Origin of the sequence: Streptomyces viridiviolaceus (assembly GCF_014650995.1) — a bacterium.
In the GTDB taxonomy this organism is placed as follows: Bacteria; Actinomycetota; Actinomycetes; order Streptomycetales; family Streptomycetaceae; genus Streptomyces; species Streptomyces viridiviolaceus.
Genome location: NZ_BMWA01000029.1, coordinates 73,923 through 100,362, shown reverse-complemented (window position 1 = coordinate 100,362; position 26,440 = coordinate 73,923). Strand labels below are relative to the sequence as shown.

The 26,440-nt window shown below is 71.1% G+C and carries 23 protein-coding genes, 1 pseudogene and 2 riboswitches; of the genes and pseudogenes, 14 read left to right on the top strand and 10 right to left on the bottom strand.

Features of this window, described 5'->3' with window-relative positions; translation table 11 throughout:
* Positions 1–62 precede the first annotated feature (62 nt).
* The gene (gene glgX, locus IE260_RS33470) at positions 63–2,327 is read right to left on the bottom strand and encodes a glycogen debranching protein GlgX (protein WP_189878795.1); all 2,265 of its coding nucleotides are present in this window, start codon (positions 2,325–2,327) and stop codon (positions 63–65) included.
* Between the two features lie 153 nt (positions 2,328–2,480).
* On the opposite strand from glgX, the gene IE260_RS33465 reads away from it, so the two are divergent.
* The 5 genes from IE260_RS33465 to IE260_RS33445 all read left to right on the top strand — a co-directional run bounded on the left by IE260_RS33465 (position 2,481) and on the right by IE260_RS33445 (position 7,498).
* A complete protein-coding gene (locus tag IE260_RS33465) occupies positions 2,481–3,722 on the top strand; it encodes a L,D-transpeptidase (protein WP_189878793.1) in 1,242 nt (413 codons plus the stop codon).
* Between the two features lie 184 nt (positions 3,723–3,906).
* The gene (locus tag IE260_RS33460) at positions 3,907–5,145 is read left to right on the top strand and encodes a L,D-transpeptidase (RefSeq protein WP_229881533.1); all 1,239 of its coding nucleotides are present in this window, start codon (positions 3,907–3,909) and stop codon (positions 5,143–5,145) included.
* Between the two features lie 78 nt (positions 5,146–5,223).
* Positions 5,224–5,991, top strand: a complete 768-nt coding sequence (locus IE260_RS33455) for an enoyl-CoA hydratase/isomerase family protein (protein WP_189878789.1) — start codon at positions 5,224–5,226, stop codon at positions 5,989–5,991.
* A 261-nt stretch (positions 5,992–6,252) separates the two neighbouring features.
* Complete coding sequence (locus tag IE260_RS33450; RefSeq protein WP_189878787.1) at positions 6,253–6,756, top strand: ATP-binding protein; 504 nt, start codon at positions 6,253–6,255, stop codon at positions 6,754–6,756.
* 130 nt (positions 6,757–6,886) lie between these two features.
* Positions 6,887–7,498 (top strand): ADP-ribosyltransferase, encoded by a 612-nt coding sequence (locus IE260_RS33445; RefSeq protein WP_189878785.1) that lies wholly within the window; start codon positions 6,887–6,889, stop codon positions 7,496–7,498.
* A gap of 10 nt (positions 7,499–7,508) precedes the next feature.
* Here IE260_RS33445 and IE260_RS33440 read toward each other — a convergent pair whose 3' ends face one another.
* On the bottom strand, positions 7,509–8,147 hold the full coding sequence (locus tag IE260_RS33440) for a GNAT family N-acetyltransferase (protein WP_189878783.1): 639 nt from the start codon (positions 8,145–8,147) through the stop codon (positions 7,509–7,511).
* 47 nt (positions 8,148–8,194) lie between these two features.
* Here IE260_RS33440 and IE260_RS33435 point away from each other — a divergent pair, with 47 nt between their 5' ends.
* Both IE260_RS33435 and IE260_RS33430 read left to right on the top strand, forming a co-directional pair.
* Complete coding sequence (locus IE260_RS33435; protein ID WP_189878782.1) at positions 8,195–9,106, top strand: MerR family transcriptional regulator; 912 nt, start codon at positions 8,195–8,197, stop codon at positions 9,104–9,106.
* A gap of 60 nt (positions 9,107–9,166) precedes the next feature.
* Positions 9,167–9,379: an EF-hand domain-containing protein gene (locus IE260_RS33430; protein WP_189878780.1), complete on the top strand. Its 213-nt coding sequence runs from the start codon at positions 9,167–9,169 to the stop codon at positions 9,377–9,379.
* A gap of 50 nt (positions 9,380–9,429) precedes the next feature.
* Here the strand turns inward: IE260_RS33430 and IE260_RS33425 are convergent, their stop codons facing one another.
* A complete protein-coding gene (locus IE260_RS33425) occupies positions 9,430–10,218 on the bottom strand; it encodes an ABC transporter ATP-binding protein (protein ID WP_189878778.1) in 789 nt (262 codons plus the stop codon).
* Positions 10,215–11,945, bottom strand: a complete 1,731-nt coding sequence (locus IE260_RS33420; protein WP_189878775.1) for a 2-isopropylmalate synthase — start codon at positions 11,943–11,945, stop codon at positions 10,215–10,217. Before IE260_RS33420 ends, IE260_RS33425 begins: the two co-directional genes overlap by 4 nt.
* Before the next feature lie 182 nt (positions 11,946–12,127).
* Here IE260_RS33420 and IE260_RS33415 point away from each other — a divergent pair, with 182 nt between their 5' ends.
* A complete protein-coding gene (locus IE260_RS33415; RefSeq protein WP_189878773.1) occupies positions 12,128–12,838 on the top strand; it encodes a FadR/GntR family transcriptional regulator in 711 nt (236 codons plus the stop codon).
* Positions 12,813–13,592 (top strand): NADPH-dependent F420 reductase, encoded by a 780-nt coding sequence (locus IE260_RS33410; protein ID WP_268254954.1) that lies wholly within the window; start codon positions 12,813–12,815, stop codon positions 13,590–13,592. The genes IE260_RS33415 and IE260_RS33410 overlap by 26 nt, the downstream gene beginning before the upstream one ends.
* 6 nt (positions 13,593–13,598) lie before the next feature.
* Here the strand turns inward: IE260_RS33410 and IE260_RS33405 are convergent, their stop codons facing one another.
* From IE260_RS33405 to gcvT, 6 genes are all read right to left on the bottom strand, one after another.
* On the bottom strand, positions 13,599–14,156 hold the full coding sequence (locus tag IE260_RS33405; protein WP_189878769.1) for a glycoside hydrolase family 25 protein: 558 nt from the start codon (positions 14,154–14,156) through the stop codon (positions 13,599–13,601).
* Positions 14,157–14,285: 129 nt separating this feature from the next.
* Complete coding sequence (locus IE260_RS33400) at positions 14,286–15,698, bottom strand: MFS transporter (protein WP_189878767.1); 1,413 nt, start codon at positions 15,696–15,698, stop codon at positions 14,286–14,288.
* 126 nt (positions 15,699–15,824) lie between these two features.
* The gene (locus IE260_RS33395) at positions 15,825–17,192 is read right to left on the bottom strand and encodes an L-serine ammonia-lyase (RefSeq protein WP_189878765.1); all 1,368 of its coding nucleotides are present in this window, start codon (positions 17,190–17,192) and stop codon (positions 15,825–15,827) included.
* Between the two features lie 86 nt (positions 17,193–17,278).
* Positions 17,279–18,541, bottom strand: a complete 1,263-nt coding sequence (gene glyA / locus IE260_RS33390) for a serine hydroxymethyltransferase (RefSeq protein WP_189878763.1) — start codon at positions 18,539–18,541, stop codon at positions 17,279–17,281.
* Positions 18,542–18,553: 12 nt separating this feature from the next.
* Positions 18,554–18,931: a glycine cleavage system protein GcvH gene (gene gcvH, locus IE260_RS33385; protein WP_189878761.1), complete on the bottom strand. Its 378-nt coding sequence runs from the start codon at positions 18,929–18,931 to the stop codon at positions 18,554–18,556.
* Positions 18,932–19,069: 138 nt separating this feature from the next.
* On the bottom strand, positions 19,070–20,188 hold the full coding sequence (gene gcvT / locus IE260_RS33380) for a glycine cleavage system aminomethyltransferase GcvT (protein ID WP_189878759.1): 1,119 nt from the start codon (positions 20,186–20,188) through the stop codon (positions 19,070–19,072).
* A gap of 74 nt (positions 20,189–20,262) precedes the next feature.
* A riboswitch (glycine riboswitch) is annotated at positions 20,263–20,376 on the bottom strand.
* Positions 20,377–20,471, bottom strand: a riboswitch (glycine riboswitch).
* A gap of 178 nt (positions 20,472–20,649) precedes the next feature.
* Between gcvT and IE260_RS33375 the strand changes: the two genes are divergently transcribed.
* The 5 genes and pseudogenes from IE260_RS33375 to IE260_RS33355 all read left to right on the top strand — a co-directional run bounded on the left by IE260_RS33375 (position 20,650) and on the right by IE260_RS33355 (position 26,334).
* Entirely contained in the window at positions 20,650–21,318 is a 669-nt protein-coding gene (locus IE260_RS33375; protein ID WP_189878757.1) for an AAA family ATPase, read from the top strand.
* Positions 21,319–21,393: 75 nt separating this feature from the next.
* Positions 21,394–22,185, top strand: a complete 792-nt coding sequence (locus IE260_RS33370; protein WP_189878755.1) for an enhanced serine sensitivity protein SseB — start codon at positions 21,394–21,396, stop codon at positions 22,183–22,185.
* Between the two features lie 169 nt (positions 22,186–22,354).
* Positions 22,355–23,152, top strand: coding sequence for an enhanced serine sensitivity protein SseB C-terminal domain-containing protein (locus IE260_RS33365; RefSeq protein ID WP_189878753.1), 798 nt, complete (start codon positions 22,355–22,357; stop codon positions 23,150–23,152).
* A 311-nt stretch (positions 23,153–23,463) separates the two neighbouring features.
* Positions 23,464–24,464, top strand: a pseudogene (locus IE260_RS33360) (ABC transporter permease).
* 70 nt (positions 24,465–24,534) lie between these two features.
* Positions 24,535–26,334 (top strand): ABC transporter substrate-binding protein, encoded by a 1,800-nt coding sequence (locus IE260_RS33355; RefSeq protein ID WP_189878751.1) that lies wholly within the window; start codon positions 24,535–24,537, stop codon positions 26,332–26,334.
* Positions 26,335–26,440 lie beyond the last annotated feature (106 nt).

Genomic DNA, 26,440 nt, shown 5'->3' with positions numbered 1-26,440 from the left:
TCAGCAGGTCCGGAGCGGGGTCAAGAAGATCGCCGCCGAGTTCACAGAGCCGCAACGAGCGGTCAGCCGACGACCTTCAGCAGCAGCACCGCCCGGGCCGGCACCGTGATCGGCGCCCCGGCCGGGTGGCCGGTGCCCGGCGCCTCGGCCTGTTCCTCCCGGCTGGTGTCGACGACGACCTCGTACCGCTGTGCCCACGGCGCCCCCGGCAGCACGAAGCTCACCGGCCGCTCGCCGGCGTGCAGCACGGCCAGGAAGCTGTCGTCGACGATCGGCGCGCCGCGCTCGTCCCGCCCCGGGATGTCCCGGCCGGACAGGTACATGCCGAGAGTGGCGGCGGGCGCGTACCAGTCCCCCTCCGTCATCTCCGTGCCCCGGGACGTGAACCAGGCCAGGTCGCGCAGTCCGTCCGCGGAGTGGGCGCGGCCGGAGAAGAAGGCCCGCCGGCGCAGCACCGGATGCCGGTGCCGCAGCTCGATCAGCCGGGCGGTCAGCTCGTACAGGGCCCGCCAGCCCGGGTCGTCCAGCAGGCCCCAGTCCACCCAGCCGGTCTCGTTGTCCTGGCAGTAGGCGTTGTTGTTGCCGCCCTGGGTGCGGCCCATCTCGTCGCCCGCCACCAGCATCGGCACCCCGGTGGACAGCAGCAGCGTGGTCAGCAGGTTGCGCAGCTGCCGGCGCCGCAGTGCCCGTACGCGCTCGTCGTCCGTCTCTCCTTCGGCGCCGCAGTTCCACGACCGGTTGTCGTTCGTGCCGTCCCGGTTGCCCTCGCCGTTGGCCTCGTTGTGCTTGCGCTCGTAGGAGACCAGGTCCCGCAGGGTGAAGCCGTCGTGCGCGGTGATGAAGTTGACGGACGCGTAGGGGCGCCGACCGCCCCAGGCGTACAGGTCGCTGGAGCCGGACAGGCGGTAGCCCATCTCCCGTACGTCCGGCAGGGCGTGCCGCCAGAAGTCCCGTACGGCGTCCCGGTAGCGGTCGTTCCACTCCGTCCACAGGGGCGGGAACGCGCCCACCTGATAGCCGCCCGAGCCGATGTCCCACGGCTCGGCGATCAGCTTCACCCGCCGCAGCACCGGGTCCTGCGCGATCACGGCGAGGAAGGGGGAGAGCATGTCGACGTCGTGCATCGACCGGGCCAGCGCCGCCGCCAGGTCGAAGCGGAAGCCGTCCACGCCCATCTCCGTCACCCAGTAGCGCAGGGAGTCGGTTATCAGGCGCAGGACCTGTGGCTGGACGACGTGCAGGGTGTTGCCGCAGCCGGTGTAGTCGGCGTACCTCCTCGCGTCCGGCTGCAACCGGTAGTAGCCGCGGTTGTCGATGCCCTTCAGGGACAGCATCGGACCCAGCTCGCCCGCCTCCGCGGTGTGGTTGTAGACCACGTCCAGGATCACCTCTATCCCGGCCGCGTGCAGGGCGCGCACCATCCGCTTGAACTCGCCGACCTGCCCTCCCGTGGTGCCGGAGGCCGCGTAGGCCGCGTGCGGGGCGAAGTAGCCGATGGAGTTGTAGCCCCAGTGGTTCCTCAGGCCGCGCTTGAGCAGATGGTCCTCGTGCGCGAACTGGTGAACCGGCAGCAGCTCCACCGCCGTCACGCCCAGCCGCACCAGGTGCTCGATCGCCGCCGGGTGCGCGAGACCGGCGTACGTGCCGCGCAGTTCCTCGGGGATGTCCGGGTGCAGCTTGGTGAAGCCGCGCACGTGCAGCTCGTAGATCACCGAGTCCGCCCACGGCGTCTTGGGCCGGCGGTCGTCCGACCAGTCGTCGTCGTCATGCACGACGACGCCCTTCGGGACGTACGGCGCCGAGTCCCGGTCGTCGCGCACGGTGTCCGCCACATGCTGCTCCGGCCAGTCGCGGACGTGCCCGTACACCTCCGGGGGCAGCTCGAACTCGCCGTCGACGGCGCGGGCGTACGGGTCCAGGAGCAGCTTCGCCGGGTTCCAGCGGGCGCCGGTCCAGGGATCCCAGCGGCCGTGGACCCGGTATCCGTAGCGCTGCCCCGGCAGCACGCCGGGCACGAAGCCGTGCCAGATCTCGTGCGTCAGCTCGGTCAGCCGCACCCGGCTCTCCCTGCCGCCGGGGCCCCGCTCGTCGAACAGGCACAGGTCCACGGCCTCCGCCCCGCCCGCCCACAGCGCGAAGTTGGTCCCCGCCACGCCGTCCGGGCCGGTCCGGAACCGGGCGCCGAGCGGGACCGGCGTGCCCGGCCAGGCGGGCACGGTGGGCGGCGACGCCGCCCGCCGCCTGCCGTTCACGGCGGCGGCGGCGCGCCCGTTCCCGGCGGCCCGCCGCTCCCCGGCCTCCGCCTCCTGCTCGGCTGCGCTGGACACCTGTCAGCCTCCCGCGGCTCGTGGGACGACCTGGGAAAAGAGCGCACGGCGTCCCGGCCGCTGCTCCCCGTCGCGTCGTCCTCCCCCCTGTTCTGCCCAGAGCGTGGCTCGCACTCACGTTTCCCCGGAGCGGGCCGGTCGTTACGGGTGGATATGAGGCATGTACGTGGGCGCGCACGGCGCGCGGGGGCCGCACTGGCCGCCGTACTGACATGGGCAGGGCTGCTGGCCGCAGCGGCCGGCTGTACTTCCGACGGCACCGGCACCGACGGGGCGCCCGGCGCGCCACCCGCTCCGCGGGACGTCATCCGGATCTCCCCGGACGACGGCAGTGCGGACGTGCAGCCGGGGAAGAAGCTGTCGGTGCGGGTGCTGGAGGGCCGGCTGGAGTCGGTGCGGGTGGTCAGGGCGCAGGACGCGGAGGAGACCCCGGTGCCCGGGCGGATCTCCTCCGACGGGCTGCGCTGGGAGCCCGGCGAGGGCCGGCTCGCGCTCGCCGCGAAGTACACGGTCGACGCCGTCGCCCTGGACGCGCACGGACGCCGCTCCGCCCGGCACGCCACGTTCACCACCCGGGTGCCCGCGGAGCGCTTCATCGGGTACGTGGTTCCCGAGGACCGCTCCGTCGTCGGCACCGGCATGATCGTCTCGATGGAGTTCAACCGGGAGATCACCGACCGGGCCGCCGTCGAACGCGCCGTCTCCGTGGCCGCCGAGCCCGCCGTCGAGGTCCGTCCCCACTGGTTCGGCCGGGACCGCGTCGACTTCCGCCCCGAGCACTACTGGAAGCCCGGCACCGAGGTCACCGTCTCCCTGCGCCTCAGGGACGTGGAGGCGGCGCCGGGGGTGTACGGGCTGCAGCACAAGACGTACTCCTTCACCGTGGGCCGCAGCCAGGTCTCCCTCGTCGACGCGGCCCGGCACACCATGGAGGTGCGGCGCGACGGCAAGCTGCTGGCCACCGTGCCGATCACCGCCGGGGCCCGGAAGACCCCGACCTACAACGGCAAGATGGTGATCTCGCAGATGCTCGACGTCACCCGTATGAACGGCGCCACGGTCGGGTTCCGGAAGTCCGACGGCAAGAGCGAGTACGACATCCCGGACGTCCCGCACGCCATGCGCCTGAGCGACTCCGGCACCTTCCTGCACGGCAACTACTGGGCGTCGGCCGGCACCTTCGGCCGGTACAACACCAGCCACGGCTGCATCGGCCTGCGCGACGACAAGGGCGGCGGAACCGACACCCCGGCGCGCTGGTTCTTCGACCGCAGCCTCGTCGGGGACGTCGTGGAGGTGGTCAACAGCGACGACGAGCAGGTCGCCCCGCACAACGGACTCAGCGGATGGAACCTGTCCTGGAAGGAGTGGAAGGCCGGAAGCGCGCTGAAGTAGCCCGTCGGAGAACGGGTTCGGTCGTCTGTCCGACGCTGTCCGTACCGGGCGTGGAACGCCAACTCGGTACGGAACAGTGACAATTCCCCGACGTCGACGCCCCTGGCCTGCGGTTACTATGCGCCGGTGCGCGCGCGGGCGCGCTGGGGCGCGGGCCCGACCAGGCCCGGCGAGGGGAGACAAGTTGAACGTGCGTCCGATATCGGGGACGTCGTCGGCCGGCATCCGGGGGCGGGGCGGCAAGGGACCGGCGCTGGTGCTCGGGGTGCTGCTGCTGGCCGTGACCGCGTGCGGCGGGGGAGGCTCGGACACCGGGTCCGGTGACGGCAAGGGCAAGGACTCCACCGCCGCGCAGAGCAAGCAGTCCGAGGCCGTCGTCACCATCGCCCCCGAGGACGGCGCCAAGTCCGTCGACACCAGCGGCGCCCTCAAGATCGGCGCCGCGAAGGGCAAGCTCACCGAGGTCGTCGTCAAGGACGCCGAGGGCGAGCGGATCGACGGCAAGATATCCGGGGACGGCGCCACCTGGACGCCGTCCACCCATCTGGCCGCCTCCACCACGTACTCCGTGCACGCGGTCGCCAAGGACTCCGAGGGACGTACGGCGGCGGAGGACTCCCGCTTCACCACCCTGACGCCGAAGAACACCTTCGTCGGCACGTTCACGCCCGAGGACGGCTCGAAGGTCGGCGTCGGCATGCCGTTCTCGATCCGCTTCACCCGGGGCATCACCAACCCCGAGGACGTCGAGAACGCCATCCGGATCAAGACCGAGCCGCCCGTCGAGGTCGCGGGCCACTGGTTCGGCAACGACCGCCTCGACTTCCGTCCCGAGAAGTACTGGAAGGCCGGCACCAAGGTCACCGTCGACCTCAACCTCGACGGCGTCGAGGGCCGCGACGGCGTCTACGGCGAGCAGGCCAAGACCGTCTCCTTCACCATCGGCCGCAACCAGGTCTCCGTCGTCGACGCCAAGAAGCTCACGATGAAGGTCATGCGCGAGGGCAAGGTCGTCAAGACGATCCCCGTCACCACGGGCGCCCCCGGCTACGAGACCTGGAACGGCAAGATGGTCATCAGCGAGAAGCTCCCGGTGACCCGCATGAACGGCGAGACGGTCGGCTACGGCGGCGAGTACGACATCAAGGACGTCCCGCACGCCATGCGCCTGTCCACCTCCGGCACCTTCATCCACGGCAACTACTGGGGCGGCGGCGCCTTCGGCAACTACAACGCCAGCCACGGCTGCGTCGGACTGCGCGACGTGCGGGGCGGCTGGGACGAGAAGGCTCCGGGCGCCTGGTTCTTCGACAACTCGCTCATCGGCGACGTGGTCGAGGTCAAGAACTCCAACGACGCCACCATCGCCCCGGACAACGGCCTCAACGGCTGGAACATGTCCTGGGAGAAGTGGAAGGCCTGAGCCTTCGCACGCGTACGGCCCCGGTGTGTGAGGTACGGCACCGGGGCCGTCGCCGTTAGCCGGCGTTAACCTGCTGCCATGACCGTACATCTGGAAGTCGCGGACGGCGTCGGCACGCTGCGCCTGGACCGCCCGCCCATGAACGCGCTGGACATCGCCACGCAGGACCGGCTGAAGGAACTCGCCGAGGAGGTCACGCGCCGCGAGGACGTGCGCGCCGTCGTGATCCACGGCGGCGAGAAGGTGTTCGCCGCGGGCGCGGACATCAAGGAGATGCAGGTGATGGACCACGCGGCGATGATCGCGCGCGCCCGGGCCCTGCAGGACTCCTTCACGGCGGTGGCCCGCATCCCCAAGCCGGTGGTCGCGGCGGTGACGGGGTACGCGCTGGGCGGCGGCTGCGAACTCGCGCTCTGCGCCGACTACCGCATCGCCGGGGACAACGCGAAGCTGGGCCAGCCGGAGATCCTGCTCGGCCTGATCCCGGGTGCGGGCGGCACCCAGCGGCTGTCCCGGCTGGTCGGCCCCTCCAAGGCCAAGGACCTCATCTTCACCGGCCGCCAGGTCAAGGCCGACGAGGCCCTGACGCTCGGCCTGGTGGACCGGGTGGTGCCCGCCGCCGAGGTGTACGAGCAGGCGCACGCCTGGGCCGCCCGGCTCGCCAAGGGCCCCGCCATCGCGCTGCGCGCGGCGAAGGAGGCGATCGACACCGGCCTGGAGACGGACATCGAGACCGGCCTCGCCGTCGAACGGAACTGGTTCGCCGGCCTGTTCGCCACCGAGGACCGCGAGCGCGGGATGCGCAGCTTCGTGGAGGAGGGCCCCGGAAAGGCGAAGTTCCTCTGAAGCACCTGCAGTTGACGCGGTGTCCGACTCGATCCCTCGATGGGGCGGTTTGTGGCAGCCTCAAGGCAAGCTTGGGCGCGCCTGGTCGAGGGAGCCCGCGGATGTCCGTTTGCTGAGCCGTCCTCGCAGGTCAACGGCACTGTTTCCGGGTCCGAACTGCCCGCGGCATATGACGCCCGTCCATCGTGGAGCGCCGACCCGTCAAGGGTGTATTACCGCGGAACGGCCACGGAGCGTGTCACGGGCGGCCATGATGGGGGCATGGCGGGGCTGGAGGGTACGGGACAGCCGCGGGGAGCCGGACGTGCAACCGCGGCGCGCTGGTCGCCGGCGGTGGAGGACGAACGCGCACTGCAGGCGCTGGAGTTGTGCGGCAACCCGACGGAGCGCGAGGTACTGCTGCCGTCCCTTCCCGAGTCAGCGGCCACCGCGCGCCGACTGGCCCAGGTCGTGGCCCTGCGTCAGTGGCAGCTCGGCCCGAAGGCCACGGAGGACACCGTCCTCCTCGTCTCCGAGCTGGTGGGCAACGCCGTACGCCACACCGGCGCCCGCGGCTTCGGCCTCCGCATGATCCGCCGCCCCGGCTGGATCCGCGTCGAGGTCCGCGACCCCTCCCGGGGTCTGCCGTGCCTGATGCCGGTGCAGGAGACGGACATCAGCGGACGCGGACTCTTCCTCGTCGACAAGCTCTCCGACCGGTGGGGTGTCGACCTGCTGCCCCGCGGCAAGACGACCTGGTTCGAGATGCGAGTGGTGGAACGCTAGGCCCCCGCACGGCCCCGCGGCTCGCTCGGCCATGCGGGTGCCTTCCGCCGACGGCACACCCGTTCGGCGGACACGCCGCCCACGGGTGAAGATCCCGGGCGCGTCGCCGGGGCACCGCGATCCTCCCCGCATGATCACCACTCGTCTGCGGCGACGGGCCGCCGCCGCCGTTCTGTCCCTGTCCGCCGTCTTCACCACCTCGGCCGCCGCCGTCCCCGAGACGACGGCGACGACGGTTCCCGCGAAGGCCGCCGCCCCCGCCTGCCCACAGTTCGACGACAAGATCAAGGCCGCCGCCGACCGCCGGGTCGACGTCGACCGCATCACGCCCGAGCCGGCCTGGCGCACCACCTGCGGCACCCTCTACCGCAGCGACAGCCGGGGCCCCGCCGTGGTCTTCGAGCAGGGCTTCCACCCCAAGGACGTGGAGAACGGCCAGTACGACATCGAGAAGTACGTCCTGGTCAACCAGCCCTCGCCGTACGTGTCGACGAGCTACGACCACGACCTGTACAAGACCTGGTACAAGTCCGGCTACAACTACTACATCGACGCCCCCGGCGGCATCGACGTCAACAAGACCATCGGCGACACGCACAAGTGGGCCGACCAGCTCGAGGTGGCCTTCCCCGGCGGCATCCAGCGGCAGTACGTCATCGGCGTCTGCCCGGTCGACAAGCAGACCAAGACCGAGATCATGAGCGAGTGCGAGAGCAACCCGCACTACCGGCCCTGGCACTGACCGCCACCGCTCAAGGGGTCAGGAACAGCGCCTCCGACCCCACCGGCGCATAACCCGCCGCCTGGAACGCCCGCAGACTGCGGGCGTTCCCCGCCGACACCTGGGCCCACACCGGCTCGCCCCCGGACAGCTGCCGTGCCGCCGTCACCAGCCGCCGCCCCAGCCCCCGGTGCCGTACCGGCTCCGCCACCTCCACCGCGACCTCCAGCCGTCCGGCGACCCCGCGCCCCAGCACCAGTACGCCGCCGTCCGCCGCCCACACCCGCACGTCGTCGCGCCGCCTGCGGGCGGAGAGCACCCGGGGGTGCCCGGGGTCGGTGACCCCCGTCAGCGCGAGCGCCGGCCGGCCGGCGAGCGGGGTCCCGACGAGCAGCACGTCGATCGTGTCCGTCCTCCGCCCGGTCCGCTCCATCAGCGCGGTCAGGAAACGCGTGTGCATCGTCGCGGCGAGCCCGTCGCAGTCCAGCGTCCGCAGCGTCTCGCGCACCCACCCCGGATCCTCGTCCGTGAACACGACCGAGTGCGCGGTGAAGGCGACGACACCCGCGTCCCGGGGGCAGTGCTGGGGCACCACGGTCGTGCCGCCGTCCGCCGGCGGGAAGACGCCCCGCGCCGCCGCGTCCAGAATGCTTCGCAGGCTCCCCGCCACCACCGCTCCTTGAGTCTCCACCCACTGGAAGGCCCAGACTCGCAGACATGATCGACGACGGCACCGGACTTCTCACCATCGGCGAGCTGGCCCGGGCCACCGGGCTGACCGTGCGCACCATCCGCTACTGGTCCGACGAGGGCGCGCTGCCCCCGGTGGCCCGCTCCGCGGGCGGCTACCGGCTCTACGACGCCGCCTCCGTGGCCCGCCTGGAACTGATCCGCACCCTGCGCGAACTCGGCCTCGGCCTGGACGACGTACGCCGGATCCTGACCGGCGAGACGACGGTCGCAGAGGTCGCGGCGGCGCATGTGGCGGCGCTGGACGCGCAGATCCGCTTCTTGAAGGTGACCCGTGCGGTGCTGTCGACCGTGGCGCGACGCGGCTCGACCGCAGAGGAGATGACCCTGATGAACAAGCTGGCGCGGCTGTCCGCCGCCGAGCGGAAGCGGATCGTCGAGGAGTTCGTGGAGGAGATGTTCCAGGGGCTGGACACCGCCGACCCGGTCGTCCTGGAGCGGATGCGCAACACCGCCGCCGACCTGCCGGACGACCCGACCCCGGAGCAGGTGGACGCCTGGGTGGAGCTGGCCGAGATGCTCCAGGACCCGGAGTTCCGGGCCGAGATGCGGGTGGTCGCCGAGTTCAACGCGGCCGACCGGGGGTACGAGACGCCCGCCGGGGCATCCCTGTGGTTCGCCCGCCGCCTGATCCAGCTGGCCGCCGCGGCCCGGGAGCGGGGGATCGCACCGGAGTCCCGGGAGGCCGACGAAGTGCTCCGGGACCTGCTCGGCGACGCGGACCGCGAGGCCGTACTGGAACGCATGGAATCGGCGTCCAACGACCGGCTCGCCCGCTACCGCGAACTGCTCGGCGTGCTCAAGGGCACGCCCACGCCGCCGCACCGCGAGGAGTTCGCGTGGGTGGTCGCCGCACTGCGCGCTCGCACGGGCAGTTAATCTGACCTGCGTCAGTACGACAGCAACGTGTAGCAAAGTGTGACGAAGAGGGGCGGACCGGTGGCCGACATCGAGGAAGCACGCAAGCAGTTCGAGCGGATCGACACGGACGGTGACGGTCAGATCACCGCTGCCGAGTTCAAGGCCGCCCTGGCGCAGGGGGGCGACTGGAACGTCACGGAGACGGTCGCCGAGGCGATCATCGCCAGCCGTGACCTCAACGGCGACAAGGTGCTGTCGTTCGACGAGTTCTGGGCGCACCTGAACAAGTGACGACACCGTGAGGGGGCGCCCGTCCGGTCTCCGGGCGGGCGCCCCCTCCGTCATGCCGGGCGCCGCACGCGCACGCTCCAGCGGCCGTCGTGGCGGTCCAGCACCAGCGGCAGGTCGAAGCACTTGCCGGCCTGGTCACTGGTCAGCACGTCCTCCACCGGGCCCTGCGCGAGCGGTCGGCCGTCGCGCAGCAGCAGGGCGTGCGTGGTGCCGGAGGGGAGCTCCTCCAGATGGTGGGTGACCAGGACCGTCGCCAGACGCGGATGGTCCTGCCGCAACTCGTCCAGCGCGCCGATCAACTGCTCCCGGCCGGGCAGATCCAGGCCGGTCGCCGGTTCGTCCAGGAGCAGCAGCCGGGGCTCGGGCATGAGGGCACGGGCGATCAGGGTGCGGCCCCGCTGCCCCTGGGAGAGCGTGGGCCAGCGCGCCTCGCGCAGGTCGGCCACCCCCAGTGTCCGCATCAGCCCCTCGGCCCGCTCCTGCTGCTCCGGTGTCGGCCGCCAACGCGGAAGCGGTTCCACCGAGTTGGTCAGCCCGGTCAGGACCACGTCCCGGACCCGCAGGGGCGACGTCAGCGGATGGCGCGGGTCGACATGACCGACGTACGCGCGCAGTTCGCGCAGATCGACGCGGCCCAGGCGGCGGCCGAGCACCTCCACCGTGCCCCGCGTCGGGTGCACCAGGGCGCCGAGCAGGCTCAGCAGCGTGGACTTGCCCGCGCCGTTGGCGCCGAGCAGGGCCCAGTGCTCGCCGGCCCGGACCGTGAGGGACACCTCCTGGAGGATCGGCCGGCCGTCGCGCACGACGTGGACGTCGTCCGCACGCAGGACCTCGGTCATCGCGTCGCCGCCCGGTTCACCGCCGACAGCACCGCCCGCACGGACGCCGCCGGCGCCGAGCGGCCCTCGCCCGCGCCCCAGACCGTCCTGCCGCCCACCCGGCACGCGGCATAGGCGACGGAGCCGCCGTCCGCCGGGTGCACCGAGGTCTCCAGGACGTCGACGGCGAACCCGGCCCCGGCGAGCGCGTCGACGAAGGCGGCGAGGGTGTCCTCGCCGGTGCCCTCGTGGTCGGCGGTGCGGTCGCCGGTCTCGAGGGTGCACACGAAACGGTGGCCGCCGGACGGGGTGGGCTGCGCCGACCAGGCGGCCAGCCGCAGCGCACCGTCGCCGCCGTCGTCGTCCAGGTACGTCGTCCGGAACAGCTCGTGCAGCTCCTTCCCCGTGGCCTCCCGCCCGCTGTCGTCCGTCGCCTGCTGCACGACGCGCGCGAAGTCGGGCCGCATCCGCGGCGGCAGGTCGTAACCGGCGTGCGTGCGCAGCAGGTACGCCACCCCGCCCTTGCCCGACTGGGAGTTGACGCGGATCACCGCCTCGTAGGAACGGCCCACGTCGGCCGGGTCGATCGGCAGGTACGGCACCGCCCACGGCGCCTCGCCGTCGGACACCCCGGCGTCGGCCGCCGCACGGGCGTGCCGGGCCAGCCCCTTGCTGATCGCGTCCTGGTGGGTGCCGGAGAACGCCGTGTAGACCAGGTCCCCGGCGTACGGGTGCCGTACGTGCACGGGCAGCCGGTTGCAGTGCTCGACGGTGGCGCGGACGCTGTCGATGTCGCTGAGGTCGACCATGGGGTCGACGCCCTGGGCGTACAGATTGAGGGTGAGGGTGACCAGGTCGACGTTGCCGGTGCGCTCGCCGTTGCCGAACAGGCAGCCCTCCACCCGCTGGGCGCCGGCCAGCACCGCGAGTTCGGCGCAGGCGACTCCCGTGCCGCGGTCGTTGTGCGGGTGGACGGAGAGGACGACGCTGTCGCGGCGCGCCAGATGGCGGTGCATGTACTCGATCTGGTCGGCGTAGACGTTCGGGGTGGCGATCTCGACCGTCGCGGGGAGGTTGTGCGTGACCGGCCGGTCGGGGCTCGCGTCCCACAACTCGGTCAGTTCGTCGCAGAGTTCCAGGACGAAGTCGGGCTCGGTGAGGTTGAAGGTCTCGGGCGAGAACTGGAAGCGGACGTACGCGGCGGGATCGGCGCGGCGGACCATGTGCTCGGCGGCCTCCCGCACGGTCCGCCGCACCTCGTCCCGCCCCCGGCCGAGCACGACGTCCCGCCACACCGGCGACGTCGCCACGTACAGGTGCACGACCGCACGCGGCAGCCCCGCGATCGCGTCGAAGGTGCGGTCGATCAGGTCCCGCCGGGCGGGCGTGAACACGACCGGCGTGACGTCGTCCGGCACGGCGCCGCCGGTCGCCAGGTGCCGTACGAAGTCGAAGTCGGTACGGCTCGCGGACGGGTAGCCGACCTCGATCTCCTTGAAGCCGGTGGCGACCAGCAGGTCGAAGAAGCGACGCTTGCGGGGCGTGTCCATCGGCTCGGCGAGGGCCTGGTTGCCGTCGCGCAGGTCGACGGGCACCCAGAGCGGGGCCTGCCGGAGCCGGGCGGCGGGCCAGCCGCGGTCGGCGACGGGCACGTCCACGCGCTCGTCGAAGGGGCGGTAGCGGTGGAACGGCATGGGGCTGGGCTGCTGCGGGTTCCACAGCGGCCGCTCGTACGGGGTGGTGGTCATCGTCTGCTGGTGGCCTTCGGCTCGGTCGGACGGTGACCGGCAGCACGGCGACCCGCGGCGGGGTGCCGGTCGCGTCAGGCCCCGCCGCGGCAGCCGAGGAGAAGGAGACCGCAGAGCGTCATGCCGGTACGCTATCCACAACTCAGGTCCTCAGACAAGTGAGAAATCGGCAGGTGACCCCGATGCCGCTAGGCGCCGTCCGCCCCAGCCCCCTGGTCGAACAGGCCACCGAACGCCTGCGTGAGCAGATCACCGGCGGCCACTGGCCCCTCGGCACCCGGCTGCCCGGTGAGACGACCCTGGCCAAGGAGCTCGGCGTGGGCCGCTCCACCGTCCGGGAGGCGCTGCGCGCCCTGGCCGGCGCGGGCCTCGTCCAGCCCCGGCAGGGCGCCGGCGTCTTCGTCGTCGCCACCGAGCCCGTCGAGGACTGGCCCACCCGGCTGCGCCGGGCCGCGGTGACGGACGTCTACGAGGTCCGCATGGCCCTCGAGGTCCACGCGGCCCATCTGGCGGCGACCCGGCGCACGGACGACGACGTCGCGGTGCTGCGGGCCGCGCTGGCAGAACGCCGGGCCGCGTCGGCGCGGGACGACGCCGCCTTCGTCGACGCCGACATCGCCCTGCACCGGGCCGTGGTGGCCGCCGCCCACAACCCCCTGCTCGCCGACCTGTTCGACGAGTTCGCCCCCACGCTGCGCGAGGGCCTGCTCGACATGCTCGACCTCGTACGCGTGCGCGACCAGGACCCCAACACGGGCGACGACACCCACGCGGCCCTCGTCGACGCGGTCGCCGGCGGCGACCCGGAGGCGGCGACGGCCGCGCTCCGCGGCGAACTGGAGCACACGTCGAAGCTGCTGCGGGAGGGTGAAGACGCGGCGGGGGCGGAATAGCCCGCCCGGCCCCCGGGTTGGTGATCCTCACCGGCGTGAACCGCCGGACGTCGCAGGACACGACCTCCGAAAGGCCAGGCGAGTCAGCATCATGAAGATCGGCATCATCGGCGCGGGCAACATCGGCGGCAACCTCACCCGGCGGCTGACCGCCCTCGGACACGACGTCTCCGTCGCCAACTCACGCGGGCCGCACACGCTCACCGCACTGGCCGAGGAGACCGGCGCGACGCCGGTACCGGCCGGGGAGGCCGCGCGCGGCGCCGAGATCGTGGTGGTCACGGTCCCGCTCAAGGCGGTGCCCGACCTCCCGTCCGGCCTGCTCGACGGCGCCGCCGACGACGTGGCGGTCATCGACACCGGCAACTACTACCCGCGGGAGCGTGACGGGCGGATCGCGGGCATCGAGGACGAGGGCCTCACCGAGAGCCGCTGGACCGAACGCCAGATCGGCCACCCGGTCGTCAAGGCGTTCAACGGCACCTACGCCCAGGACATCCTGGAGCGCCCCCGCCCGGCCGGCGACCCCGACCGCATGGCGCTCCCGGTGGCCGGCGACGACGAGGCGGCCAAGGCCAAGGTGCGGGCCCTGATCGACGAACTGGGCTTCGACACCGTCGACGCCGGCGGCATCGACGACTCCTGGCGGCAGCAGCCCGACACCCCGGTGTACGGGCTGAGGGAAGGCGTCGAGGGCGTCACCAAGGCCCTCGCGGAGGCGTCGCCGGAACGCCCGGCGGCGTTCCGGGGCTGACCGCCCTCAGGCGTCCTCGGCCCACTCCCGCAACGCCGACTTGCTGGAGAAGTCCGCGACGTTCTTGTCCAGCGGGTCGTCGGTGTACTGGTGGAAGCGCCACTTGGCCTTGATCCGGGGCTTGCCGGCCGTCACGTAGTCGGCGATCCACAGGCCGTCGCCCGCGTAGGACGTGGTGTCGACGTTGAGCCAGTAGTTCCTGTTGCAGTACAGGACGACCCTGTTGTCCGGCCGCAGTTCCTTCACCTTGCGGATGAAGCGGTCCTTCTCGGCGTTGCTCGCATGGGTGCCCTCGCCCGTCGTCTCCCAGTCGACGGCGAGGATGTCACCGGCCCGGTCGGGTGCCTCGGAGACGAAGTACTCGGCCTGGGCGGTGAGGTTGCCGGGCCACAGGAAGTGGTAGAAGCCGACGACGAGACCGGCGTCGCGGGCCCGTTTCGTCTGGGCGGCGAGCTTGGGGTTGACGTACGAACGGCCCTCCGTCGCCTTGATGAAGACGAAGGAGAGGCCGTCCGTGTCGTAGGTGGAGGACTGGTACGCGCTCACGTCGATGCCGCGCAGCATGAGGACTCCCTCGGATGCCGGTGGGGCTGAAGTGCCCTGGGGGCGGAGGTTGTTGTTATGCCCGGCATCGGCGGCCGTACGCCGGGCGCGAGGGCGCTCGGCGTACGGAGGTGGTGAACGCCGGTCGGATCAGGAGGCGGAGGAGGCCACCGTGGTCCGGGTGCCGTCGTCGGCGGAGGCGTCCTCGCCGTCGTCGAGGGAGACGTCCTTGGTCTCCTTGCCGAGGAGGAGCGCGGTCAGCGTCAGCACCGCCATCGCGGAGAGGTAGACGCCGACCAGCCACGGCGAGCCGTCACCGGTCTCCCACAGCGCCACCGCGATGAACGGGGCGACGGCCGCACCGAGGATCGAGCTGACGTTGTACGAGATGCCGGATCCGGTGTAGCGCACGCTGGTGGGGAAGAGCTCGGGCAGGAGCGCGCCCATCGGGCCGAACGTCATGCCCATCAGCGTGAAGCCCAGCACGAGCCACAGCACCACGCCGAGCGTGCCCAGGTCGATCAGTGGCACCCAGACCAGGCCGAAGACCACGATCGCGGCGGTGATCCAGATCAGGGTGGTGCGGCGCCCGTACTTGTCGGCGAGCGGGCCGGAGACCAGGGTGAAGACGGCGAAGAACAGCACCCCGAAGATCATCATGAGGACGAACGTGGTGTAGCTGTACCCCAGACCGGGCACGGCGGCGTCCTTCGCGGTGCGCCCGTAGCTCAGCGAGAACGTGGTCATCAGGTAGAAGAGCACGTACGTCGCCAGCATGATGAACGTGCCGAGGATCAGCTGCTTCCAGTGGCCCTGGACCACCGTGGCCAGCGGCAGCTTCCGCACCTTGCCGGCCTCGCGGGTCTTGGCGAACACCGCCGACTCCACGAGCCGCGAGCGCACCCACAGGCCGATCGCGACCATCACGGCGGAGAACAGGAAGGGGATGCGCCAGCCCCAGGTGACGAAGGCGTCGGAGGGCTGCGTGGGGTCGGCGCCGGCCGCGGACGGCAGCAGCGCGCCGATGATCAGGAACAGGCCGTTGCCGATGATGAAGCCGAGCGGGGCGCCCAGCTGCGGGAAGGTGCCGTACAGGGCGCGCTTGCCGCTGGGGGCGTTCTCGGTCGCGACCAGTGCGGCACCGCTCCACTCGCCGCCGAGCGCGAAGCCCTGCGCGAGGCGCATCAGCACCAGCAGTGCGGTGGCGATCCAGCCGGCCTGCGCGTAGGTGGGCAGCACGCCGATGAGGAACGTCGCTATGCCCATGGTGAGCAGCGAGACCACCAGGGTCTTCTTGCGGCCGAGCCGGTCACCGAGGTGCCCGAAGAAGACGGCCCCGATCGGGCGGGCGACCATCGCGGCGCCGAAGACCGCGAAGGACGACAGCAGCGCCGTGGTCGGGTCACTGCTCGGGAAGAAGAGCGCAGGGAAGACCAGTACGGCGGCGGTCGCGTAGATGTAGAAGTCGTAGAACTCGATCGTCGTGCCGATGAGGCTGGCGATGAGGACGCGGGACCGGGGGTTGACGGGTGTCTGGGCTGAGCCGGTGGCTGGTGCGGGCATTGCTCGGTCTTTCACGTGCGAAAAGTGCTGGCACCGCAACGATCTCAGGCGTCTTATTTTTCGAAAAGCAGGTGTCAGGATGTGAGACACCGGGGACGCCCGGACACCCGCGCGTCCCCGGCTCCATCAGCATTCGATGATGTTGACCGCCAGCCCGCCGCGCGCCGTCTCCTTGTACTTCACCGACATGTCGGCGCCGGTGTCCTTCATCGTCTTGATGACCTTGTCGAGGGACACCTTGTGGGAGCCGTCGCCCCGCATCGCCATCCGCGCCGCCGTGACCGCCTTGACCGCGGCCATGCCGTTGCGCTCGATGCACGGGATCTGGACGAGACCGCCGACCGGGTCGCAGGTCAGGCCGAGGTTGTGCTCCATGCCGATCTCGGCGGCGTTCTCGACCTGCTCGGGGCTGCCGCCCAGCACCTCGGCGAGCGCGCCCGCCGCCATCGAGCAGGCGGAGCCGACCTCGCCCTGGCAGCCGACCTCGGCGCCGGAGATGGAGGCGTTCTCCTTGAAGAGCATGCCGATCGCGCCGGCGGCCAGCAGGAAGCGGACCACGCCCTCCTCGTCGGCGCCCGGCACGAAGTTGACGTAGTAGTGCAGGACCGCCGGGATGATGCCCGCGGCCCCGTTCGTCGGAGCGGTGACGACCCGGCCGCCGGCCGCGTTCTCCTCGTTCACGGCCATCGCGTAGAGCGTGATCCACTCCATGGCCAGGGCCTGCGGGTCGCCTTCCGAGCGCAGCTTGCGCGCGGTGTTCGCGGCGCGGCGGCGCACCTTCAGGCCACCGGGCAGGATGCCCTCGCGGGACATGCCGCGGGACACGCACGCCTGCATCACCCGCCAGATCTCCAGCAGTCCCTCGCGGATCTCGTCCTCGGTGCGCCAGGCGCGCTCGTTCTCCAGCATCAGGGCCGAGATGGACAGACCCGTCTCCCTGGTCAGGCGCAGCAGCTCGTCGCCCGTGCGGAAGGGGTACTTCAGCACTGTGTCGTCGAGCTTGATGCGGTCCGCGCCCACCGCGTCCTCGTCGACGACGAAGCCGCCGCCGACCGAGTAGTACGTCTTCGACAGCAGCTCGGCGCCCTCGGCGTCGTACGCCCACAGGGTCATGCCGTTCGCGTGGTAGGGGAGGGCCTTGCGGCGGTGCAGGACCATGTCGTCGTCGAAGGAGAACGCGATCTCGTGGTCGCCGAGGAGGCGGAGGCGGCCCGTGTCCTTGATCGTGGCGACGCGCTCGTCCGCCGTCTCCACGTCCACCGTGCGCGGCGAGTCGCCCTCCAGGCCGAGCAGCACCGCCTTCGGCGTGCCGTGGCCGTGGCCGGTCGCGCCGAGCGAACCGTACAGCTCGGCCCGTACCGAGGCGACCGACGTCAGCAGCTCCTCGTTGCGCAGCCGCCGGGCGAACATGCGGGCCGCACGCATCGGGCCGACCGTGTGGGAGCTGGACGGGCCGATGCCGATCGAGAACAGGTCGAAGACCGAGATGGCCACGGGGACTCCTCCATACGGGGGTGGTGCACAGGGGGCGGGCACCGTGCTCACTTGTGGCGGGCACGGTGCCCCAGGGGTTTTCTTCGTTACTTGTTCAGGCCGGGGTACAGCGGGTGCTTGTCGGCCAGGGCCTTCACCCGGGCCTTCAGCGCCTCGGCGTCGTAGGACGGCTTCAGCGCCTCGGCGATCACGTCCGCGACCTCGGCGAAGTCCTCCGCGGTGAAGCCGCGCGTGGCCAGCGCCGGGGTGCCGATCCGCAGACCCGACGTCACCATCGGCGGACGCGGGTCGTTCGGGACGGCATTGCGGTTGACCGTGATGCCGACCTCGTGCAGACGGTCCTCGGCCTGCCGGCCGTCCAGCTCGGAGTCGCGCAGGTCGACCAGGACGAGGTGGACGTCCGTGCCGCCGGTCAGGACGGAGACGCCCGCCGCCTTCGCGTCGTCCTTCACCAGGCGCTCGGCGAGGATGCGGGCACCCTCCAGCGTACGACGCTGGCGCTCCGCGAAGTCCTCGCTCGCCGCGACCTTGAAGGCGACCGCCTTGGCGGCGACCACGTGCTCCAGTGGACCACCCTGCTGACCTGGGAAGACCGCCGAGTTGATCTTCTTCGCCAGCTCGGCCGTGGACAGGATCACACCGCCGCGCGGGCCACCCAGCGTCTTGTGCGTGGTGGTCGTCACCACGTGCGCGTGCGGGACCGGGTTCGGGTGCAGGCCCGCCGCCACCAGGCCGGCGAAGTGCGCCATGTCGACCATCAGGTACGCGCCGACCTCGTCCGCGATCCGGCGGAACTCGGCGAAGTCCAGCTGCCGCGGGTAGGCCGACCAGCCGGCCACGATCAGCTTCGGCCGGCTCTCCTTGGCCAGGCGCTCCACCTCGGCCATGTCGACCTGGCCGTCGTCCCCGACGTGGTAGGCGACGACGTCGTAGAGCTTGCCGGAGAAGTTGATCTTCATGCCGTGGGTCAGGTGCCCGCCGTGGGCGAGGTCGAGACCCATGATCGTGTCGCCGGGCTTGAGCAGCGCGAACATCGCGGCCGCGTTGGCCTGGGCGCCGGAGTGCGGCTGCACGTTGGCGTGCTCGGCGCCGAACAGCGCCTTGATGCGGTCGATGGCGATCTGCTCGACGACGTCGACGTGCTCGCAGCCGCCGTAGTAGCGGCGGCCGGGGTAGCCCTCGGCGTACTTGTTGGTGAGGACCGAGCCCTGCGCCTCCATGACCGCGACCGGCGCGAAGTTCTCGGAGGCGATCATCTCGAGGGTGGACTGCTGACGGTGCAGCTCGGCGTCGACGGCGGCGGCGACGTCGGGGTCGAGCTCGTGCAGGGGGGTGTTCAGAAGCGTCATCCGTACGACTCCTCAGCCGGCGATGAAGGCGGTGTACTCGTCGGCGGAGAGCAGGTCGGCCGGCTCGTCCGTGACGCGCACCTTGAACAGCCAGCCGCCCTCGAAGGGCGCGGAGTTCACCAGCGACGGGTCGTTGACGACGTCCTCGTTGACGTCGGTGACCTCGCCGGACACGGGGGAGTACAGGTCGGAGACCGACTTGGTCGACTCCAGCTCACCGCAGGTCTCACCCGCGGACACGGTGGCACCGACCTCCGGGAGCTGGACGAAGACGACGTCACCGAGCGCGTTCGCCGCGTGCTCCGTGATGCCGACCGTCGAGACGCCGTCCTCGGCGTCCGACAGCCACTCGTGCTCCTTGCTGTAGCGCAGCTGCTGGGGGTTGCTCATGGCCTGAATTCTCCTGTACGCAGAGACGTGCTGATGACTGGGGGGACTGCTGACACCGCTGGTGAGCAGCGAGAACGTGTGGGGGGTCACAGGGCGGCACGGCACGGCCCCGCCGATTCCTCCACGGTCTGCTTCTGTCTACTTCTGGCGCTTGTAGAACGGCAGCGCCACGACCTCGTACGGCTCGTGGCTGCCCCGGATGTCCACGCCCACACCGGGCGTGCCCGGCGCCGCGTGCGCCGCGTCGACGTACGCCATGGCGATCGGCTTGCCCAGCGTCGGGGAGGGGGCACCGGAGGTGACCTCGCCGATCACCGCGCCGCCCGCGACGACCGCGTACCCGGCGCGCGGGACGCGGCGGCCCTCGGCGACCAGGCCGACCAGGACACGGGGCGGGTTCTGCTCGGCCCGGGCGGCGGCCTCGGTCAGCGCCGCGCGCCCCACGAAGTCGCCCTCCTTCTCGAACTTCACCACCCGGCCCAGCCCGGCGTCGAAGGGCGTCAGCGAGGTGGTCAGCTCGTGCCCGTACAGCGGCATGCCCGCCTCCAGGCGGAGCGTGTCCCGGCAGGACAGGCCGCAGGCGACGAGTCCGGCGCCCTCGCCCGCCTTGGTCAGCGCCTGCCACAGCTCCACGGCGTGCTCCGGCTTCACGAACAGCTCGAAGCCGTCCTCGCCGGTGTAGCCGGTGCGCGCGATCAGCGCCGGGACGCCGGCCACGGTGCCCGGCAGGCCGGCGTAGTACTTCAGACCGTCCAGGTCGGCGTCGGTCAGGCTCTTGAGGATCCCCGGCGACTGCGGTCCCTGCACGGCGATGAGCGCGTAGGCGTCGCGGTCGTCGCGGACCTCGGCGTCGAATCCCGCGGCCCGCTCGGTCAGGGCGTCCAGGACCACCTGGGCGTTCGAGGCGTTCGCGACCACCATGTACTCGGTGTCGGTCAGCCGGTAGACGATCAGGTCGTCCAGGATGCCGCCGTCCTCGCGGCAGATCATGGTGTAGCGGGCACGCCCCGGCTTCACGGTCCCGATGTTGCCGACCAGCGCGAAGTCGAGCAGGGCCGAGGCCCCGGGCCCGGTGACCGTGATCTCGCCCATGTGCGAGAGGTCGAAGAGACCGGCCCGGGTGCGCACGGCGGTGTGCTCGTCGCGCTCGGAGCCGTAGCGCAGGGGCATGTCCCAGCCGGCGAAGTCGGTCATCGTCGCGCCCAGCGCGCGATGCACGGCATCGAGCGCGGTACGGCGGAGTTCGGTACTGCTCATCGGTCGGTCGTCTCCCAGGGCGATGGGGTCCCTCCCGCGCGAGCGGAGCCGCGCGTGGGGGAGGGCGAGGTCGATCCTCCCCATCTGTCATCGGAACCTGAGAGGTTCGCCACGACCACCGGAGTGCGGCGATCAGGGCTTGCACCTTGGGTGGGGCCACCGTGCGGCGGCCCGCTTTTCAGATGTGCCTCGCCCGCGCGGTAACGGGGCCTGAGAGATTCAAGGGAGGGACTTGCTCCTTCGGCGCCCCGGCGACGGCCGGGGACTCTCCCGCGCGGATTCAAACGGCCGGTATGCAGTTGCGCGGACATCATTGCACGACCGGCCCGCCGACGGCAGGGCGCGATCTGTAACCGGCTTGTGGCAGTAAGCGAACGAAAACGGGAGACCGGCGTATTACCTTCTCTTTACACTCGACGGGGATGGGAACTCGTGAACCGCCCCAGGGGAGGACGATCACGGTGAACAGGACCACGGCGTACGCCGCCACCTCGGGTCTCGCGCTGCCCGGACAGCCCGCCGGCCCGGTCCCGCAGGCATGCGCCGAGCTGCCCGCACCCGTCGTCCGCGACCTGCGTGACCGCGCCGGCCGCAGCCCGCACGCCCTGCTCTTCGGGCGCCGCGACCTCGTCGTGGTGACCGGCCTGCCCGGCAGCGGCAAGTCCACGCTGATGAAGCGCACCGTGCGCGGACGGCGCATCGACTCCCAGGACACCCGCGACCGCTGGGACCGCCGCATGCCGCGCTTCCTGCCGTACGCGCTCTACCGCCCCCTCGTCCGGCTCGCCCACTACGCCGGGCTGCGCCGCGCGCTGCGCTCCGGCGAGGGCGTCGTCGTGCACGACTGCGGTACGCAGGCGTGGGTGCGCGGCTGGCTGGCCCGCGAGGCCCGCCGCCGTGGTTCCACCCTGCACCTGCTGATGCTCGACGTCGGCGCCGAGACGGCGCTGGCCGGCCAGCGCGAGCGCGGCCGGGGAGTGTCCCGGTACGCGTTCCTGCGGCACCGGGCGGCGACCGCCCGGCTGCTGCGCTCGACGGAGAAGGGCACCCTGCCGGCCGGCTGCACGTCGGCGGTCCTCCTGGACCGGGCGGCGGCCGACGCCCTGCGCCGGATCGCCTTCACGGGCTGACGGACCGTGGGGCCGCGGAGCCCGTACGGGTTAGCCTTTCAGCCACAGCAGCGGTACCAGGCAGGCGGTAGGCAGATGGACTTCCCGGCGGACTTCTCCGCGGACATTCCGGCGCAGGCGCATCCCCACCCGCACGGCGGATGGCCCGGCAACGAGCTGGAGGAGGTGCTGTCGGCCTCCCTCGGCGTCCCGGGCGCCGGCGGCCGGATCGTGGAGGTGCTCGGCCGGAGTTTCGTGTGGATACCGCTGCCCGCCGGCGGCGGTCCGCACAGCGGGCCCCTGGACCTGCCCACGGTGGAGATCGAGGGCCAGGCCTACGTGCCGGTGTTCAGCTCCGAGGAGCAGTTCCGGCAGGTCGTCGGCTCCCACATGTCGTACACCATCGCCCCGGCCGTGGAGTTCGCCCGCGGTCTGCCCCCGCAGGTCGGCATCGCGGTGAACCCGGACGGCGTGGTGGGCGTCCCGCTGCCCCCGCCCGCCGTGGCCGAGCTGTGCCGGGCCGGACGCACCCCGCTGGACGGACCCGCGAGCGGTGGCCGGGTCCGGCTGTTCGAACCCGACTGGCAGGACGACCCGGTGGACTTCCTGTCCGCGGCCTCCGCCGAGTTCGCCGCCACCGGCGTCGTCCGCTCCGCCCGACGCTGCCTGGCGGCCATCGAGACCGCCGACCCGGTGATGTTCGTCGGCGTCGAACTGTCCCACTGGGAGGGCGACGCCCGCGCCCTCCCGCTGGACGCCCTGGGCCGGGCGCTCGGCAAGGTGCCGGTCCGCTGGCCGGTCAACCTGGTCCTCCTGGAGGCGGCCCAGGACCCGGTCTGCGACTGGCTGCGGGGACAGGTCCGGCCGTTTTATCAGCGGGACTTGTAAACGCCGTCGGGGGCGACACCTCAGGGGCGCGCGGAACTGCGCGACCAGCCACGGCGAACCCGCACACGCAAGACGACAAGGCGTCCCGAGTTCGAAGGCGCTCCCTGTCCGCGGAGCCACCTAAGCTGGTTTCATAAACAGGGGACGATTCTCGAAGGGTCGGTAAAAGGTGAGCGCGAGCGGTACCGCCGCGACCGGGCAGGTCGAGCACATGCTGCGCCAGGTGTCGCCCGGGCGCTACGACGCCTACGAGGCACTCCTGCGCGCGCTCGCCGCCCCCGCCACCGGCCAGGTCTGGATGCTGCTGTGGCACGGCCAGGCCGGATCCCCCGACGCCCAGTACGGAAACATGGAGGTCGACGGCTGCGGCTACGCGCCCTGCGTCACCTCCGCCCAGGAACTGTCGGCCAGCGGCTGGAACCGGTCGTACGAGGTGGCCGACGGCCTGGAGGTGGCCCGCGCCCTCTACCCGGACCACTACGGACTCTGGCTGAACCCGCACGCCCCCGGCGGCGGAGTCGGCATCCCCTGGCTCGACCTGCGCCGCATCGCGACCGGCCTGGACCGCCAGCCGGCGGGGCCCCTGCGCCTGTCCGAACCGGCGATCGAGATCCCCCAGTTCTACGCCCTGCTCGCGCAGAACGCCCATCGCACCGCGGCCGTTCGCGCCCTGCGCCGCGCCTGGGTGCAGCCGGCGCTGGGGGCGCCGTACCTCGCCATCGGGCTGGACGTGTACGACACCTCGCCGCCCGCCGTCGACGCGGTGCGCGCGATGATGCAGCAGTCGATCGGCGCGGTACCGGACGGGCTGCCGGTGTCGACCGTGGCGATGTCCGACGCCTACGATCCGGTCGCCATGTGGCTGCGCGCCAACGCCCGCCCCTTCTACGACCGCGAAGCCCACGCGGCCCCCGCCCCGGCCCCGGCGGGCGGGTACGGCTACCCTCCGGCCGGGGGCCGGTACTGACCGTCGCGGGGCACGCTCCCGCACCGGTGCGGGGGGATCTTCGCGCGTAGAGGAGGGTGTAAAGCCCCACTCTGTCCCCGATGTCCAACTCGTCCGCGTCCGGCCCCCGTTACCCGCTGTCCGGATAACGGAACCCCCCAGACAGCATCACGGTTACGCATCCATTCCCCGTCAAGTCTGGCAACAGATCGCCAAAGCGTTGAAGACTCCCGCAACAAGGGGTTCTTCGCCCCTGTGTACGACGGACTGATCACGCCGCTACAGCGGCAAGTGCGGGCCGGCTACCGCCGGTTGAGAGGGGTCCCTGCCAGATGACGGCACCATTGCACGAGCCGACCGCGGAAGCGGCCCCGAGCGCGGCCGAGGAAGCGGCGGTTGCCGGCGCCGAGGCCAAGGCGGTTCAGGGGCGTTCCCTGGGCCGGATCGCCTGGGAGCGCCTGAAAAGGGACAAGCTGGCCCTCACGGGCGGCATCGTGGTGCTCTTCCTCGTCGTGATCGCGCTGCTCGCGCCGGTCATCACGAGCCTGCTCGGACAGGACCCCAACGAGTACCACGAGGACCTGATCGACCCGCTGTTCGGCACCCCCGTGGGATCGCTCGGCGGCATCAGCGGCGAGCACCTGCTGGGCGTCGAGCCGGTCAACGGCCGCGACATCCTCGCCCGCATCCTCTACGGCGCCCGGATCTCCCTGCTGGTCGGCTTCCTGTCCGCCGTCGTGGCCGTGATCCTCGGAACCGTCCTCGGCATCCTGGCGGGCTTCTTCGGAGGCTGGGTCGACTCCCTCATCAGTCGGATCATGGACGGCCTGCTCGCCTTCCCGCAGCTGCTGTTCATCATCGCGCTCGTCTCCGTGATGCCGAACGACATGCTGGGTCTGCACGGCACCGGTGTGCGCGTCTTCGTGATGATCCTGGTCATCGGGTTCTTCGGCTGGCCCTACATCGGACGGGTGGTCCGCGGCCAGACCATCTCGATGCGTGAGCGCGAGTACGTGGAGGCGGCCCGGTCACTGGGCGCTTCTACATCCTGTTCAAGGAGCTGCTGCCGAACCTGGTCGCGCCGATCATCGTGTACACGACGATGATGATCCCGACCAACATCCTCACCGAGGCGGCGCTCAGCTTCCTGGGCGTGGGCGTCAAGCCGCCCACCGCGTCCTGGGGCCAGATGCTGTCGAGCGCGATCGAGTACTACGAGTCGGATCCCATGTACATGGTGGTCCCCGGTGTCGCGATCTTCATCACCGTGCTCGCCTTCAATCTCTTCGGCGACGGCGTGCGTGACGCGCTGGACCCGAAGGCCTCCCGCTGAACTGCCGTACAACAAGCGTCCCGTGGCTCCTGACACGGGGTCTCTCATCTAATCCGGAGGATCCGAGATCGTGACTACCCAACGCACCTCAGGGCGGCGCAAGCAGGCTTTGGCCGCTGCCGCAGTGGTCGCCGCGCTGTTGACCACGGCGGCGTGCGGCGGCGGCGACAGTGACGGCGACGGCGGGGGATCGAAGAACGGCGCGGCCGGCTTCGACGCCGCCAACAACAAGGTCGCCCAGGCCGACCTGGCCAAGAAGGGCGGCACGCTGAGGTTCGGCGGCGCGCAGGACGCCGACTCGTGGGACACCACGCGCGGCTACTACGGCTTCATGTGGAACTTCTCCCGCTACTACTCCCGTCAGCTCGTCACGAACGCGGCCGAGCCGGGCAAGGCCGGCGCCGGGGTCACCCCGGACCTCGCCACCGGGCTCGCCAAGGTCTCCGACGACGGCAAGACCTACACGTACACCCTGCGTGACGGCATCACCTGGGAGGACGGCAAGCCGATCACCTCCAAGGACATCAAGTACGGCATCGAGCGCGTGTGGGCCCAGGACGTGCTGTCCGGCGGCCCGACGTACCTGAAGGAGGTGCTCGACCCCAAGGGCGAGTACCCGGGTCCGTACAAGGACAAGTCCAAGGACAAGCTCGGTCTGAAGGCGATCGAGACGCCGGACGACAAGACCATCGTCTTCAAGCTGCCGAAGGCCAACTCGGACTTCGAGGAGATGCTGGCGCTCACCTCCGCCTCCCCGGTCCGCCAGGACAAGGACACCAAGTCCAAGTACGGCCTGCACCCGTTCTCCTCGGGTCCGTACAAGTTCCACTCCTACAACCCGGGCAAGGACCTGACCCTGGTCCGCAACACCGAGTGGAAGCAGGAGTCGGACCCGGTCCGCAAGGCGTACCCGGACAAGATCACCGTCCAGTTCTTCTCGGACGCCAACCAGCTCGACCAGCGTCTGCTCAGCGGTGACCTGGACCTCGACATCAACCAGACGGGCATGTCCCCGCAGGGCCGCACCACCGCCCTGAAGGAGCACAAGGCCAACCTGGACAACCCGGTCTCCGGCTACATCCGCTACGCGGTCTTCCCGCAGAGCGTGAAGCCGTTCGACAACATCGAGTGCCGCAAGGCCGTCATCCTCGGCGCCGACCACGTCTCGCTCCAGACCGCGCGCGGCGGCCCGGTGGCCGGCGGTGAGATCGGCACCAACATGCTCCCGCCGTCCGTCCCGGGTGCCGAGGGTCAGAAGTACGACCCGTACAAGATCGCCGGTGAGAACAAGAAGGGCAACGTCGCCGAGGCCAAGAAGGCGCTCGAGGCGTGCGGCAAGCCCAACGGCTTCAAGACCACCATCGCCGTCCGGAACAACAAGCCGGTCGAGGTGGCCACCGCCCAGTCCCTCCAGGCGTCGCTGAAGAAGATCGGCATCACCGCCGAGATCGACCAGTACGACGGTTCGCAGACCGCCGGCATCATCGGCAGCCCCTCGAACGTCAAGAAGAAGAACTACGGCATCATCATCATGGGCTGGGGCCCGGACTTCCCGTCCGTGCAGGGCTACGGTCTGCCGCTGTGGGACAGCGACTACATCCTCGAGAGCGGTAACAACAACTACGCGCTCATCAAGGACAAGGAGATCGACGGCCTGTTCGACAAGTACGTCGACACGCTGGACGACGCCGGCAAGCAGCAGATCGCCACGGACATCAATCACAAGGTGATGGAGGGCGCGTACTACCTGCCCTTCGTCTTCGAGAAGTTCGTCAACTGGCGCTCCAGCCGGCTGGCCAACGTCTACACCTCGGACGGCTACAGCGGCATGTACGACTTCGTCAACCTCGGTCTGAAGTCCTCGAAGTAACCGGCACACCCGCCGTACGGCACGAAAGGCAGGTGAAGGCCGGCGCGGCGTGACCGCGGGCCACGGAAGACCTCCGTGCGCCCGCGGTCCGCGGCGGGCCGTAAGC

Bases quoted from the DNA above. Each gene is read 5' to 3' on its own strand.
- gcvT (WP_189878759.1), bottom strand. From the start codon at position 20,188: ATGAGCAGTACCGAACTCCGCCGTACCGCGCTCGATGCCGTGCATCGC.
- IE260_RS33445 (WP_189878785.1), top strand. From the start codon at position 6,887: ATGATCACCACTCGTCTGCGGCGACGGGCCGCCGCCGCCGTTCTGTCC.
- IE260_RS33455 (WP_189878789.1), top strand. From the start codon at position 5,224: ATGACCGTACATCTGGAAGTCGCGGACGGCGTCGGCACGCTGCGCCTG.
- IE260_RS33450 (WP_189878787.1), top strand. From the start codon at position 6,253: ATGGCGGGGCTGGAGGGTACGGGACAGCCGCGGGGAGCCGGACGTGCA.
- glyA (WP_189878763.1), bottom strand. From the start codon at position 18,541: ATGACGCTTCTGAACACCCCCCTGCACGAGCTCGACCCCGACGTCGCC.
- IE260_RS33415 (WP_189878773.1), top strand. From the start codon at position 12,128: ATGCCGCTAGGCGCCGTCCGCCCCAGCCCCCTGGTCGAACAGGCCACC.
- IE260_RS33425 (WP_189878778.1), bottom strand. From the start codon at position 10,218: ATGACCGAGGTCCTGCGTGCGGACGACGTCCACGTCGTGCGCGACGGC.
- IE260_RS33370 (WP_189878755.1), top strand. From the start codon at position 21,394: ATGGACTTCCCGGCGGACTTCTCCGCGGACATTCCGGCGCAGGCGCAT.
- IE260_RS33435 (WP_189878782.1), top strand. From the start codon at position 8,195: ATGATCGACGACGGCACCGGACTTCTCACCATCGGCGAGCTGGCCCGG.
- IE260_RS33465 (WP_189878793.1), top strand. From the start codon at position 2,481: ATGAGGCATGTACGTGGGCGCGCACGGCGCGCGGGGGCCGCACTGGCC.
- gcvH (WP_189878761.1), bottom strand. From the start codon at position 18,931: ATGAGCAACCCCCAGCAGCTGCGCTACAGCAAGGAGCACGAGTGGCTG.
- IE260_RS33405 (WP_189878769.1), bottom strand. From the start codon at position 14,156: ATGCTGCGCGGCATCGACGTGAGCGCGTACCAGTCCTCCACCTACGAC.
- IE260_RS33400 (WP_189878767.1), bottom strand. From the start codon at position 15,698: ATGCCCGCACCAGCCACCGGCTCAGCCCAGACACCCGTCAACCCCCGG.
- IE260_RS33420 (WP_189878775.1), bottom strand. From the start codon at position 11,945: ATGACCACCACCCCGTACGAGCGGCCGCTGTGGAACCCGCAGCAGCCC.